The organism is Klebsiella sp. P1927 (genome assembly GCF_018204675.1).
Lineage (GTDB): Bacteria > Pseudomonadota > Gammaproteobacteria > Enterobacterales > Enterobacteriaceae > Klebsiella > Klebsiella pneumoniae.
Window position 1 is genome coordinate 462664 of the sequence record NZ_CP073377.1, and the last position, 13858, is coordinate 476521.

16 protein-coding genes are annotated in these 13858 nt (G+C 56.6%); 3 read left to right on the forward strand and 13 right to left on the reverse strand.

All coding sequences use genetic code 11. The annotated features are described in order from the left end of the window. Window positions 1-47 precede the first annotated feature (47 nt). Entirely contained in the window at window positions 48-767 is a 720-nt protein-coding gene (locus tag KB892_RS02465; protein ID WP_002916619.1) for a YggN family protein, read from the forward strand. A gap of 40 nt (window positions 768-807) precedes the next feature. Here the strand turns inward: KB892_RS02465 and hemW are convergent, their stop codons facing one another. Genes hemW through KB892_RS02490 form a run of 5 tightly spaced genes read right to left on the reverse strand, consistent with a single transcriptional unit; the run spans window position 808 to window position 4118 of the window. Continuing rightward, window positions 808-1944 carry a radical SAM family heme chaperone HemW gene (gene hemW, locus KB892_RS02470; protein ID WP_002916617.1) on the reverse strand — a complete coding sequence of 379 codons (1137 nt, stop codon included), beginning with the start codon at window positions 1942-1944 and terminating at the stop codon, window positions 808-810. Next, entirely contained in the window at window positions 1937-2530 is a 594-nt protein-coding gene (locus KB892_RS02475; RefSeq protein WP_002916615.1) for an XTP/dITP diphosphatase, read from the reverse strand. Before KB892_RS02475 ends, hemW begins: the two co-directional genes overlap by 8 nt. A 12-nt stretch (window positions 2531-2542) precedes the next feature. Next, a complete protein-coding gene (gene yggU, locus KB892_RS02480; protein ID WP_002916614.1) occupies window positions 2543-2833 on the reverse strand; it encodes a DUF167 family protein YggU in 291 nt (96 codons plus the stop codon). Further along, complete coding sequence (locus KB892_RS02485) at window positions 2830-3396, reverse strand: YggT family protein (RefSeq protein WP_002916613.1); 567 nt, start codon at window positions 3394-3396, stop codon at window positions 2830-2832. Before KB892_RS02485 ends, yggU begins: the two co-directional genes overlap by 4 nt. Window positions 3397-3416: 20 nt before the next feature. Further along, the gene (locus KB892_RS02490; protein WP_002916611.1) at window positions 3417-4118 is read right to left on the reverse strand and encodes a YggS family pyridoxal phosphate-dependent enzyme; all 702 of its coding nucleotides are present in this window, start codon (window positions 4116-4118) and stop codon (window positions 3417-3419) included. A gap of 16 nt (window positions 4119-4134) precedes the next feature. Between KB892_RS02490 and KB892_RS02495 the strand changes: the two genes are divergently transcribed. Then, on the forward strand, window positions 4135-5115 hold the full coding sequence (locus tag KB892_RS02495; protein ID WP_002916609.1) for a type IV pilus twitching motility protein PilT: 981 nt from the start codon (window positions 4135-4137) through the stop codon (window positions 5113-5115). 348 nt (window positions 5116-5463) lie between these two features. Then, window positions 5464-6117 carry a LuxR family transcriptional regulator gene (locus KB892_RS02500; RefSeq protein WP_002916607.1) on the forward strand — a complete coding sequence of 218 codons (654 nt, stop codon included), beginning with the start codon at window positions 5464-5466 and terminating at the stop codon, window positions 6115-6117. Window positions 6118-6169: 52 nt separating this feature from the next. Here KB892_RS02500 and ruvX read toward each other — a convergent pair whose 3' ends face one another. The 8 genes from ruvX to metK all read right to left on the reverse strand — a co-directional run bounded on the left by ruvX (window position 6170) and on the right by metK (window position 13432). Beyond that, a complete protein-coding gene (ruvX, locus tag KB892_RS02505) occupies window positions 6170-6586 on the reverse strand; it encodes a Holliday junction resolvase RuvX (RefSeq protein WP_002916605.1) in 417 nt (138 codons plus the stop codon). After that, window positions 6586-7149 (reverse strand): YqgE/AlgH family protein, encoded by a 564-nt coding sequence (locus tag KB892_RS02510; protein ID WP_002916603.1) that lies wholly within the window; start codon window positions 7147-7149, stop codon window positions 6586-6588. Before KB892_RS02510 ends, ruvX begins: the two co-directional genes overlap by 1 nt. Before the next feature lie 174 nt (window positions 7150-7323). Further along, on the reverse strand, window positions 7324-8274 hold the full coding sequence (gene gshB / locus KB892_RS02515) for a glutathione synthase (protein ID WP_002916600.1): 951 nt from the start codon (window positions 8272-8274) through the stop codon (window positions 7324-7326). 20 nt (window positions 8275-8294) lie between these two features. After that, window positions 8295-9026 (reverse strand): 16S rRNA (uracil(1498)-N(3))-methyltransferase, encoded by a 732-nt coding sequence (rsmE, locus tag KB892_RS02520; RefSeq protein ID WP_002916597.1) that lies wholly within the window; start codon window positions 9024-9026, stop codon window positions 8295-8297. Between the two features lie 91 nt (window positions 9027-9117). Then, window positions 9118-9825 carry a deoxyribonuclease I gene (gene endA, locus KB892_RS02525; protein ID WP_002916589.1) on the reverse strand — a complete coding sequence of 236 codons (708 nt, stop codon included), beginning with the start codon at window positions 9823-9825 and terminating at the stop codon, window positions 9118-9120. Between the two features lie 94 nt (window positions 9826-9919). Further along, the gene (locus tag KB892_RS02530; RefSeq protein WP_002916588.1) at window positions 9920-10420 is read right to left on the reverse strand and encodes a SprT family zinc-dependent metalloprotease; all 501 of its coding nucleotides are present in this window, start codon (window positions 10418-10420) and stop codon (window positions 9920-9922) included. 77 nt (window positions 10421-10497) lie between these two features. Next, a complete protein-coding gene (locus KB892_RS02535; protein ID WP_002916587.1) occupies window positions 10498-11892 on the reverse strand; it encodes a sugar porter family MFS transporter in 1395 nt (464 codons plus the stop codon). A gap of 385 nt (window positions 11893-12277) precedes the next feature. Beyond that, entirely contained in the window at window positions 12278-13432 is a 1155-nt protein-coding gene (metK, locus tag KB892_RS02540) for a methionine adenosyltransferase (RefSeq protein WP_004149807.1), read from the reverse strand. Window positions 13433-13858 lie beyond the last annotated feature (426 nt).

A 13858-nucleotide genomic window follows, 5' to 3' on the forward strand; every position in this document is an offset into this window, starting at 1 on the left:
TGACAAGGGTCGGCAATTGCCGGCCCGTTTTGTCTTAAGGGAGTTTTATGATGCGTAAAACGCTGCTGGCGGTGGCGCTCTCCGTCACCGCTTTGTCTGCCCATGCGGACTACCAGTGTAGCGTCACGCCGCGTGACGATGTGATCCTCAGCCCGCAGCAGGTGCAGGTGAAAGGGGAAAACGGCGATCTGGTGATAAAGCCGGACGGCAATCTGACCTTTAACGGCAAGGCCTATGCGCTCAGCGCCGCCCAGCGCGAACAGGCGCAGGATTATCAGGCCAGCCTGCGCAGCAGCCTGCCGTGGATTGACGAAGGCGCGCGTTCGCGAGTCGAAAAAAGCCGCAAGGCGCTGGATAAAATCATTACCGAACAGGTTGGCGCCAACAGCAGCATGCACGGTCGCCTGACCAAACTGGACGCGCAGCTGAAAGAACAGATGAACCGCATAATTGAGCGCCGCAGCGATGGCCTGACCTTCCACTATAAAGCCATCGACCAGGTACGCGCCGATGGCCAGCAGCTGGTGAATCAGGCGATGGGCGGCATTCTGCAGGACAGCATTAACGAGATGGGCGCCAAAGCGGTGCTCAAAGGCGGCGGTAATCCGTTACAGGGCATTCTTGGCAGCCTCGGCGGCCTGCAAACGGCGATTCAGGAGGAATGGAAAAACCAGGAGGCCGATTTCCAGCAGTTTGGTAAGGACGTCTGCAGCCGGGTGGTATCGCTGGAGGACAGCCGCAAAGCGCTGGTTGGCTCGCTGAAATAATGCCATGGCGGTCCGCTTCCCGGCAGGACCGCCGCTGCGTTTACTCGTTCAGAAACAACTCAAGCAGGGAATTCAGGAACAGCTTACCGTGCTCGGTAATCTGCCAGTTCTGCTCGTCTTCCTGCAGGTAGCCCTGGGCTATCGCCGCGTCCAGCTGCGGGCGGATCGCCGCTTCCTCAAGTCCGGTATAGCGGCTAAATTCAGCGCGCGGCGCGGCCTCCAGCAGGCGAAAACGGTTCATAAAGAACTCAAACGGTTTATCCGCTTCTTCCACATCATGCTGACGCTCAAGGTAACGGCCTTCCATATACCCGCGCGGGTGGCGGGTTTTGGCGGTTCGCAGAATGCGTCCGTCAGGGAAGGTGATCTTGCCGTGCGCGCCGCAGCCGATGCCGAGGTAGTCGCCAAAGCGCCAGTAGTTGAGATTATGCTGACACTGGAAGCCTGGCTTAGCATAGGCGGACGTCTCGTACTGCTGATAGCCGGCGGCGCTCAGCAGCTGATGCCCCTGCTCGAAAATATCCCATAGCGCGTCGTCATCCGGCAGCACCGGCGGCCGGGAGCCGAACAAGGTGTTCGGCTCAATGGTCAGCTGGTACCACGACAGGTGCGGCGGGTTGAGGGCAATCGCCTGACGCAGATCGTCCAGCGCCTCCTCCAGCGACTGGTCCGGCAGACCGTGCATCAGGTCGAGGTTGAAGCTGCGCAAGCCGAGGCCGCTGGCGAGACGTGCTGCGCGCTTGGCCTCCTCCGGGCCGTGGATCCGCCCCAGGCGCTGCAGCTTCGGTTCGCTAAAGCTTTGTACGCCGATGGAGATGCGGTTCACCCCGGCGCGCTGATAATCAACGAAGCGATCGGCCTCCACGGTACCCGGGTTGGCTTCCATGGTGATTTCCGCCCCGGCGGCCAGCGGCAGGCAGGCGCGGACGCCATCCAGCAGGGTTTGCATGGCCGGGCCGGACAGCAGGCTCGGCGTTCCGCCGCCGATAAAAATAGTGCCTATTTCCCGTCCCTGGGCATATTGCGCATCAGCCTGCAGATCGTTCAGCAGATGCTGGACGTAGTCATCATGCGGCACCTCGCCTTTCAGCGCATGCGAATTAAAATCACAGTACGGGCATTTCTGCACGCACCAGGGAATATGGATATAGAGACTCAGCGGCGGCAAATTAGCCATTACGTAATGCTTCCAGTAACAGTTTCAGCGCCTGCCCGCGATGGGAAATGGCGCTCTTTTCTTCACGGCTCAGTTCGGCCGCGGTTTTCCCTTCTGACGGGACGAAGAAGATCGGGTCGTAACCGAAGCCGCCATGACCGGCGGCTTGTCGGGTGATTACCCCAGGCCAGCTGCCGTGGCACACCAGCGGCGTGGGATCCTCGGCATGGCGCAGATAGACCAGCACGCAGTGGAACTGGGCCTGACGCTGGTCGTCCGGCACGTCCTTTAACGCGTCGAGCAGCTTCTCAAGATTCTGCTGGTCGCTGGCATCGACGCCGGAATAGCGTGCGGAGTAAATACCCGGCGCGCCGCCAAGAGCATCGACGGCCAGACCGGAATCGTCGGCGATGGCCGGCAGGCCGGTGATCTGCGCCGCGTGGCGCGCTTTCAGAATCGCGTTTTCAATGAAGGTCAGGCCGGTCTCTTCCGCAGAGTCCACGCCCAGCTCGGTCTGAGCGACGATATCGAGACCAAAATCTTCCAGCAGCGAGGCCAGTTCGCGCACTTTGCCGGCGTTGCCGGTAGCGAGGACGACTTTTTGCATGATGAATCCTGTTTATTCAGTTAGCGCCGCGACCGCAGTCGGGATCTGTTGTGGGGCGATGATTTTAACTTGCTTATGGCGGCCCAGCTCGCCTTTTTCAATCAGTACCTGGCTTTTGGCGACGCGGAACTGTTTGGCGAGAAATTTCACCAGGTGGGCATTGGCCTGGCCATCAACGGGCGGGGCGGTAATGGCGACTTTAAGCTCGTCGCCATGTACGCCCACGATGCTATCGCGGCTGGCCTTAGGCTGAATGTACAGCCTCAACACCAGCCCGTCAGCGCAGGTTTCAACGGCACTCATAGCGCCATCCACAGCCCCGGCAGCAGTACATTACCGGTGGCCTGCAGCACTTCGGCGATGCCCATATTGATTACGTACAACAGCAGTACCAGCACCATCGGCGAGAAATCGATACCGCCCATCGACGGCAGCAGGTTGCGGATAGGGCGCAGCAGCGGGTCCGCCAGCTGCATCAGCACATACTCCACCGGGCTACGGCCCTGGCTGACCCAGCTCATGATCGCCATCAATAGCAGTACCCAGAAGATCAACGAGCCGATGGTTTTCAGCAGAATAAGCAGAGCGGAGATCCAGATGATCGGCTGGAAGGTGATCACCATAAACAGCACGATCGCTTTGATGACGCAGAGAATAAATGCCACCAGCAGCGAGGCGCTGTCAATCGGCCCCATTGCCGGGATAATCCGGCGCAGCGGTCCGACAATCGGCTGCGTGGCTTTCACCACAAACTGCGAAAACGGATTGTAAAAGTCGCAGCGCGCCCACTGCATCCAGACGCGTAACAACACGACCATCGTGTAAAGCTCAATGACCGTTGAAAGCAGGAAAGTCAACGTCTTCATGGCGTTCCTCAGATTCCTTATTATTTGCTGTAGTCGCGCGCACCAAAAATGGCTGTACCGATGCGCACCATCGTGCTTCCCGCCGCGATTGCGGCTTCCATATCGTCCGACATTCCCAGAGACAACGTATCGACCGTGGGGTACCGCGTTTTTAATCGCGCAAATGCTACCGCCATTTGCCGGGCGACGGCAAACTGCCTTACATATTCTGACTCAGGCGCGGGGATGGCCATCAGGCCGCGCAGTTCCAGATGAGGTAACTCAGCGATCTCCGCCGCTAAGCCGTCGAGCGCTTCCAGCGGGATGCCGGATTTGCTCTGCTCATCGCTGATGTTAATTTGAATCAGCACCTTCAGCGGCGGCAAATGCGCCGGGCGCTGCTCGTTCAGGCGGGTGGCGATTTTCAGCCGATCGACGGTGTGGCACCAGTCAAAATGCTCTGCCACCAACCGACTTTTGTTGGACTGCAGGGGGCCAATAAAGTGCCACTGCAGCCCGCTGACGCCAGCCTGCTGGAAATGGTTAATCTTCTCCACGCCCTCCTGGACGTAGTTTTCACCAAATGCCCGCTGGCCTGCCGCAATGGCTTCTTCGATCGCGCTCGCAGGTTTCGTTTTACTCACTGCAAGCAATGTCACTTCTTCTGGCGCACGCCCGCATAGGGCGGCAGCACCGGAGATTTTGTCCCGGACCTGTGCCAGGTTATGCGCAATATCGTTCATATTCCGAGGATGAGTTATGAAGCTGGAAGAAATCGTAGCCCTTAGTGTAAAGCATAATGTCTCCGATCTACACCTGTGCAATTCCGCCGCACCACGCTGGCGGCGGCAGGGCAGGCTGCAGCCCGCGCCCTTTCCCGCGCCGGATATTGCGAATTTACTCAACGACTGGCTCGATGCCGCACAGTTACTGCACTGGCAGGAACACGGCCAGATTGACTTTGCGCTGACCCTGGCCTGCGGTGCGCGGCTGCGCGCCAGCGCCTTCGCCCATACGCGTGGGATATCGCTGGTGCTGCGCCTCCTTCCTGAACAGTGCCCGCGTCTGGACACGCTCGGCGCCCCGCCTGCGCTGAGCGAACTGCTGGCGGAAGAGAGTGGTTTGCTGTTGGTCACCGGAGCGACGGGCAGCGGCAAGTCGACCACCCTGGCGGCAATGGTGGGGCACCTCAATCAGCATCTTGATGGCCATATTCTGACGCTTGAAGATCCGGTGGAATTTATTCATCACAGCGAGCGCTGTCTGATCCAGCAGCGGGAAGTTGGCCGTCACTGTCCTTCGTTCGCCGCGGCGCTCCGCGTGGCGCTGCGCCAGGATCCGGATGTGATCCTGCTCGGGGAGCTACGCGATAGCGAAACCATTCGCCTGGCGTTAACCGCGGCGGAGACCGGGCACCTGGTAATGGCGACATTACATACCCGCGGCGCGGCGCCGGCGGTGGAGAGATTAATCGATGTCTTTCCGGCGGAGGAGAAAGATCAGGTTCGTAGCCAGCTTGCCGGAAGCCTGTGCGCGGTACTGGCGCAAAAATTGTTACCTGCACGTCAGGGCGGGAGAGTTGCGCTATACGAGCTTCTGGTCAACACGCCAGCGGTGGCGAATTTGATCCGTGAAGGAAAAGTACATCAATTGCCTGGTGTGATGCAGACCGGGATGCAGGCCGGAATGTTGACCTTTACCCAGAGTTTTCAGCAATGTGTCGCTGCAGGCGCGCTATAAGATGAGAAAGAGATTGATATGACAGGTTAAATAATATGTTAGATGAATGTTTATTTGTTGTTTATTAATATTATTTGGTAATACAAATAACTTTTGATTATAAATTCAAATAACACATTCAGATTAGATATGTCGACAGTGAATACGCATTTCCAGGAAAAAAGTTTGATTATCTTTTGACAGCTTTGAGTCATTCGATTTATGCTGTTTGTGGGAATAGGATGATTCTCATGGAATAACGTTTCAGTTTGTAAATTACCTTGGTGATTTATAAATTCACGACTGTTTGTATCTTTTTTTATTCATTTAACCACCATGGCGGTGGGTAACAGCTAAGGAGAGTTTTAAGTGATTAATTTAAATGGAAATTCATCATCTTCTCGTCAGGTAACCTTTATTACCCACCCGTCTATTCAAAGCAAAGCCTTTGCCAGCTATCTGAGCGAAACCCTGATGGCACCGGTGGTTTTACAAAATATTAATAAACCGCTGGCGCAGCGTTTGGCAAAAGATTCTGTAATATTATTTGATATTGCAGTGTCAAATAAGAAATTAAACGGGGTGTGGCGGGATATTATTCGCCTGCAGGCAGATAATCCTCGTTTGTTGATTATTAATAGCGCACAAAAGTATGAGCTATACGAAATGGCGCAGTGGCCGGCTTTATATGGCGTGTTCCGTCATGACGATGATGAATCGCGCTTAATTGAGGGCGTTAAGGCCGTGCTGAACGGCGAGCAGACGGCTGAATTGAGCGTGATGCACCCGGCGATGTACGCTGCGGACCATGCATCGACTCCAGTAGAGAACTCGCCGCTGACCGAGCGGGAATGCGAGATCCTCAACGAACTGCGCTGCGGCGCGACGAACCTGGATATCGCCCGCGCGCTGTTTATCAGCGAGAACACGGTGCGGACGCACCTGTACAATGTGTTTCGTAAACTGAGCGTGAAAAATCGCACCCAGGCGGTGAGCTGGGCTAACGAACATCTGCGCCACTAAGCGGGTAAACGTGCGCCGTCAGCGGTCCGCCGGCGGCGCAGGAGGGCAGAGTTTAAAAGCTCTGCTCGAAGTAGCTTTCCAGTATGACTACGGCAGAGGCTGAATCGACGCTGCCTTTATTCAGCGCCCGGTAGCCGCCGTGTTCAAACAGGCCCGCGCGGGCCTCAACCGTACTCAGCCGTTCATCGTGGAGAAGGATCGCGACGCCAAAGCGGCCATGAATTTTATTGGCGAAATTACGCGCGCGCGCCGTCAGCGGTTGCTCGGTGCCGTCCATATTGAGCGGCAGGCCGACGATTACCGCCTCAGGCTGCCACTCTTTAAGCAGTTTTTCGATGACGTTCCAGTCCGGTTTACCATCCTGCGCCTTCAGCGCCGGTAATGGTCGTGCGGTCGCGGTGATGCGTTGTCCCACCGCCACGCCGATGCTTTTGGTGCCAAAGTCAAAGCCGAGAAAGGTTCCGCTCATCACGCATGCCCCGCGACGCCTGGCATCGTCACAATGTCGATACCAATCAGTTTAGCCGCCTCGCGCCAGCGATCGGCGATCGGCGTACGGAAAAGAATATTCTGATCCGCCGGGGCGGTGAGCCAGGCATTATCTAAAATCTCCTGCTCCAGCTGCCCTTTCTCCCACGAAGAGTAGCCCAACGCAACCAGCACGTTGCCCGGCTGCCGATCGGTTCCTAAGGTTTCAAGAACATCCCGCGAGGTGGTAATCACCGTGTTATCCGAGATGCGAATGCTCGAGGAAAAGTCAGAGGGCGGGGTATGCAAAATGAAGCCGCGGTCTTCCGCCAGCGGGCCTCCCAGCATCACCGGTTTATCCAGACGGATCTCTGGATTGCGCGGCTCCGGGACAATTTTGAGCTTCTCAAGGATCCCTTCCACCTGCAGATTTTCCAGCGGCTTATTGATAATAATGCCCATGGCACCCTCGTCGTTGTACTCGCAGATATAGACTACGGAGCGGCGGAAAATGGGGTCCTGAAGCGCGGGCATGGCAATCAGAAAGTGATGCTGTAAATTCATTGTCAGAGGTTCGTTCCTGGTTCAAAAAAGCAACACCCAGTATGCGGGCAAAGTAGAATGGTGTCGATGCACTTTATCTGGCTGGCGCCCGAGTGGCGTCAGGCTGGCAACGTTTCACGAGCGCGGTAATCCGCGCTCGCTGCGCCAAAAGCGGACGTTGGTCCGCCGTCGTGCTTATTTATCGATACGTCTTTCGATAGCGTCCATCAGCATACCGGTGATCGAAATATCCGGGAAGGCGGCTTCGATTTCGCGTACGCAGGTGGGGCTGGTGACGTTAATTTCCGTCAGACGGTCGCCGATGATATCCAGGCCGACGAAGATAAGGCCTTTGGCCTTCAGCGTCGGGCCGACGCGGCGGGCGATTTCCCAGTCGCTTTCGGTCAACGGGCGGGCTTCGCCGCGGCCGCCGGCGGCCAGATTGCCGCGGGTCTCGCCACCCTGCGGAATTCGCGCCAGGCAGTAAGGCACGGGCTCTCCATCCACTACCAACACGCGCTTGTCGCCATCTTTAATGGCCGGCAGATAGTTCTGCGCCATGCAGTAGCGGCTGCCCAGTTCGGTCAGCGTCTCGGCAATCACCCCAAGGTTTGGATCGCCGGCTTTAACCCGGAAAATAGAGGCGCCGCCCATGCCGTCGAGCGGTTTCATGATGATATCGCCGTGCTTTTCCCAGAAGGCTTTCAGCTGGGCTTTATTGCGGGTGACCAACGTTTCCGGAGTCAGTTCAGAGAACCAGGCGGTGAACAGCTTCTCGTTACAGTCGCGCAGACTCTGCGGCTTGTTGACGATAAGCGTGCCTTTCTCTTCCGCCCGCTCCAGGATGTAGGTGGCATAAATAAATTCGGTATCAAACGGCGGATCCTTACGCATCAGGATGACGTCAAGGTCCGCCAGCGGCAGATCCTGCTCGCCGGTGAAGTCATACCATTTATCGTAGTTCTGTTCGACGCTCAGCGTGCGCGTCCGGGCGCGGGCTTCGCCGTTGATCAAATAGAGGTCGTTCATCTCCATATAATGGAGTTCATAGCCGCGACGCTGCGCCTCCAGCAACATAGCGAAGCTGGTGTCTTTCTTGATGTTGATGGTTGCGATGGGATCCATCACGATGCCGAGCTTGATCATGGTTCTTCTCCGTTAACGCCTCAACCTAAGTCGCCAAAACGCACCTGTAGGGCGGTGATGGCGGTGAGCGCAGTAGTCTCTGTACGCAGAACGCGCGGTCCCAACAGGATATCAGTAAACTGGTATTGCGCGGTCATCGCTATCTCTTCAGCCGACAGCCCGCCTTCCGGGCCAATCAGCAGACGGACGCGTTCAACCGGCAGCGGCAGCGTGTTAATGCTGGCGCTGGCGCGCGGGTGCAGGTTGAGCTTCAGCCCGCTGTCCTGCTCGGCGCACCACGCCTCCAGCTGCATCGCCGGACGTATTTCCGGTACCACGTTACGACCGCTCTGTTCGCAGGCGGCAATAGCGATTTTCTGCCACTGCTGGATCTTTTTCTGCAAACGTTCGGCATCCAGTTTAACGCCGCAGCGCTCGGAAAACAGTGGCGTTATGAGGCTTACCCCGAGTTCGATCGATTTCTGGATGGTGAATTCCATTTTTTCGCCGCGGGACATCACCTGGCCTAAATGGATATGCAGCGGCGATTCCCGATCGTCAGGTTCGCCACTGAGCACCTCAACCGTAACGTTTTTCTTACCGGCCTCGGTGATGACCGCGTCAAACACCTGGTTACTGCCGTCAAAAAGCTGTAGGTGCTGACCGGCGGTCATGCGCAGGACGCGGCCGACGTGGTTGGCCGCGTCATCGCTCAGCGCGATCTGGCTGCCGACAATGAGGCGTTCTGGATGATGGATGCGAGGAATGCGCATGCTTGATATTCCGTTCGTTGCGCAGATGCCAGCTTCCCGCCATCGGGCGGGAAGCACAGGGCTGCAAATTAACAATTGCCGCTAGTGTAGGTTAGCTCTTTTGCGCCTGGCAAGCCTGCTGGACATACGGATTATGGTTGCCCTGCACTTTCGCGATGCGCTCATCACGTTCACATTCCCAGGCGGTGACCGGGTACTGTTTATTCCAGGCGGTAAACAGCTGAGTTTGCTGGCGGGAAAGATTCAGCTGATAGCGGTCGCGCATATAGAAGTAGGTGCGGGCGATGGCGCCGCGAGCGCGGGCAGGGGGCTCGGCGATTTTATCTTTAAAATCGACCTTCATTGTGCACTGGCCGTACTGGCCTTCACCGCCGTTCCACTGGCTGTACATAAAGTTGCCGCGATCGCCATTCACTTCTCCCACCGCCGGCTGCAGGTTGTGCATATCGCTTTCCATCTTGCGGTATTCCGGATCTTTGGCGCAGTTTTTACGTCCACCCTCCTGCCAGCACTGACGCTGATGGCCGAACTGCCATGCCGGCACTACGTGCTCCCATTCAACCCGGCTGGCGCGGTTCTCATTTTTACGCACTTTATAGCCGCAGGATTCCAAATCGATAACGCCTTTTTTCCCCTGCCAGTCGATTTTACAGCCGCAATAAAAATCGCCCGGAACGTCGGCATTCACTTTGACGCCAGCGGCTTTGGCCTGGGAAAAACTATTAATACCAGCGGCCGCAAGCGGACCACTGACTGCCGCGCTCAATACCGCTACGGCTAAAACATGCATACGGGACATCGTTAACTCCGTGTCAAAACGAGCCCGCAACGTAGCGAATGAGGGTGCCGGATGCAATCAGTCAGATCAGAAAGTTTCTAATTAATTCCGATGGTTATTTTTCAGCCACCAGCAGATCGCCGCAGCGAACGCAGCGGTAGGTGGCCTCGCCGCGAACCACCCGGTTATGGCGACGGACGGTGAGCTGGTGCTGCTGACAGCGACAGCGATAGGGGAAGGTGTTCTGGCGGACCGAAGCGAGTTCAAAGCGGTGGGTGCGACGCGCGGGAACGCCAAGGACGCTCTCCATCATCCATTTCCACTCTTTCCCGTGCGGCGCGACGCGGCCGAAATGCTGCCAGACCAGCAGGTGCGCCAGCTCATGCGGCACCACTTCATCGATAAACTCACGCTGATTTTCCAGCAGTAGCACCGGGTTTAAACGAATTTCGTTTTTCTCCAGCCAGGCGGTGCCGGCGGAAGTACCACGCTGCTGGTAGACCAGCGTCGGTTCCGCATAGCGGCGTTCCAGCTTGCGATTCGCATTGGCGAGATGCTCCCGCAGGCTGCGCATGACGGCCTGCTGAATAGCGATGGGAATACGGGGCGTTTTCATAGCGCCAGAGGATAGTGCGGCGGAGGGGGGAGAGCAAGAGGAAGCTTCCTCCCGGGATGGGAGGAAGCTCAGGAAGGTTAATCGCGGGCACCGATCTCGCGCAGTGGACGACCCTGCATCAGGTTACGTTCAATATGTTCCAGCGAGACGTTTTTGGTTTCCGGGATCAGCCACAGCGTCAGCAGGATAAACAGCACGTTCAGACCGCCGTACACCCAGAAGGTATTGGCGCTGCCCAGCGAGTTGAGCATGGTCAGGAAGGTGGCGCCGACAATCATGTTGGCAATCCAGTTGGTCGCTGTGGAGCAGGTGATACCGAAGTCGCGGCCTTTCAGCGGCTGGATTTCGGAGCACAGTACCCAAATCAGCGGGCCGGCGCTCATGGCGAAACCGACGATGAACATCAGCAGCATCAGGACGGCGATGTACTGCGCGGTAGAGGAGTGAATGCCGATGTGCATCATGGTACCCAAGACGCCCATACCCGCGGCCATCACGATAAAGCCAAGGATCAGCGTCGGTTTACGGCCCCAGCGGTCGACCAGACCGATGGCGATAAAGGTGGCCAGCACGTTAGTCAGACCGACGATCACTGTCCCCCACATTTGCTCAGTGGTGTTGGCATAACCCGCCAGCTCAAAAATCTTCGGCGCGTAGTACATGATGACGTTCATCCCGGTGAACTGTTGCATCACCTGCAGCAGGATGCCGAGGAACACCGCGCGGCGGAAGTTGCTGTTGTCTTTAAACAGCGACCAGCCGGACTGTTTTACCTTCAGGCTTTCACGGATTTCATCGAGCTCGCGTTTCGCTTCGGCGCTAGTATCGCGCAGGCGCAGCAGCACGCGTTCCGCATCGACAAAGCGACGTTTGGCGGCGAACCAGCGCGGGCTGTCCGGCAGGAAGATAACGCCGATCAGCAGCAATACCGCCGGAATGATGATAACCCCGAGCATCCAGCGCCATGCGCCGCTGTAGCTGAAAGCGGTGTCAGAGAGATAGGCGCCAAGGATCCCGATGGTGATCATCAGCTGGTACATGGAAATCATACTGCCGCGAATTTTTTCTGGGGCGATTTCCGACAGATACAGCGGAGCCGTATATGAGGCGACGCCCACCGCCAGGCCGAGCAGCACACGGGAAACCAGCAGGATCTCGACGTTTGGCGCGGCGGCAGAGAACAGCGAACCGGCGACGAAGAGGATTGCGCCGATCATCAGGCTCTTTTTCCGGCCCAGTTTGAAAGAGAGCCAGCCGCTGCCGACCGCGCCGACGGCAGCCCCGAACATCATGGAGCTGACCACCCACTCTTGGGTGTGGGCGGAAATCTGGAACTCATTGGCAATAAAGGGTAAGGCACCCGCAATAACACCGATATCAAGGCCGAACAGCAGGCCAGCCAGCGCGGCGAGGAAACAGACGAAGAACGTCATAGTCTTGTTCGAACGCCCTTGTTTTTTGTTGTCAGGCATAACGCCCTCCAGTTGAGTTATTGATTCTGTCGATGGTTAGGGTAGGACACTCGTCGGTAAAAAAACGTGACTATAATCACGGCTGTGTAATCGTTTCCACAAAGGTAAAGAAACGTAATTCATTAAATGCTTTTTAAATCAGCAATATAAACAAGGATAGACGACATTTTGAAAAACGGTAATCAGAGTTGACCGAAACAATATGTAACATTGTGAAAAATGGGTACAGGAGATAGCGTCTTTGGGCAGAAGGTGACAGTCTTTACTATGTAATCGCTTTCATTTTTTGGCGGCCGCGCGTTGAAATGGGGGCGCAGAAAAGGGGGGGGAGGCGTAAATAAAAAGGCCAGCGCGAGGCTGGCCTTGAAGAGAGGAAGCGCGGAGATTATTTCAGACCGGCCGCTTCCCGCAGCAGCGCCGCTTTGTCGGTTTTTTCCCATGGGAAATGTTCGCGACCAAAGTGACCGTAGGCTGCGGTTTCTTTGTAGATCGGGTGCAGCAGATCCAGCATCTGAATCAGGCCGTATGGACGCAGGTCGAAGAACTCGCGCACCAGCAGGGTCAGCTGTTCAGAAGGCACTTTCTCGGTGCCAAAGGTTTCCACCATGATGGACGTCGGTTCTGCAACGCCGATAGCGTAGGAAACCTGAATTTCGCAACGATCGGCCAGGCCTGCGGCAACGATGTTCTTCGCCACATAGCGCGCCGCGTAGGCTGCGGAACGGTCAACTTTAGATGGATCTTTACCGGAGAACGCGCCGCCGCCGTGGCGAGCCATGCCGCCGTAGGTATCAACGATGATCTTACGACCGGTCAGACCGCAGTCGCCCATCGGGCCGCCAATAACGAAACGGCCGGTCGGGTTGATGAAGAATTTGGTGGACGCGTTGAGCCATTCGGTCGGCAGAATCGGCTTGATGATCTCTTCCATCACTGCTTCCTGCAGGGATTTCTGATCGATATCTTCCGCGTGCTGAGTCGACAGAACGACCGCGTCGATGCCGACGATTTTGCCGTCGTCATACTGGAAGGTCACCTGGCTTTTCGCATCCGGGCGCAGCCACGGCAGGGTGCCGTTTTTACGCACTTCAGCCTGACGCTGCACCAGACGGTGAGCGTAAGTCACCGGCGCCGGCATCAGCACGTCGGTTTCGTTAGTGGCGTAGCCAAACATCAGCCCCTGGTCGCCGGCGCCCTGTTCCAGCGGATCGGCACGGTCAACGCCCTGGTTAATGTCCGGAGACTGTTTACCAATGGCGCTCAGTACGGCGCACGAGTTGGCGTCAAAGCCCATATCGGAATGCACGTAGCCAATTTCGCGGACGGTGTTGCGGGTGATCTCTTCGATATCAACCCATGCGCTGGTGGTGATTTCGCCGCCTACCAGCACCATGCCGGTTTTGACATAGGTTTCACATGCGACACGCGCTTTCGGATCCTGCTCGAGGATCGCATCCAGCACGGCATCGGAGATTTGGTCAGCAATTTTGTCAGGATGCCCTTCTGATACGGACTCAGACGTAAAAAGGTGTTTTGCCATATTTTATTTCACCTGTGGACGATTCGGATAGCTCATACTGTTGTGTAATGTGGCTTTGGTGGATAATCAGCGCAAAGCCGCGCAGGTAGCGACACGAGCAGTCTGAGTGTTAATCAGTATAGACGGATTAACTTCTGGACGGCCATTTTAGGTCAAATCTTGAGCCCATTTCCAGCCTTTTTTGATGGCGGTCGCATTTATGGGAAAACCCGCCTGGCAAAATTTCCTGACAACCGCGCAAACAGGCACATTTTTATTTTGCTTTTTACCCCGCTTCTCGGTATAAAACGCCGCGCGCGGCTCATTAAAAAAGCGCACGGGGCATGGCCCTGTGGTGCCACTTCCAGCCGGGTTAAGCAGTCTGTATTTACAGAATCTCGCAGCGGCGTAGCGCCTGTTGCCCGGTATGTATAGCTTTGGCTTGTC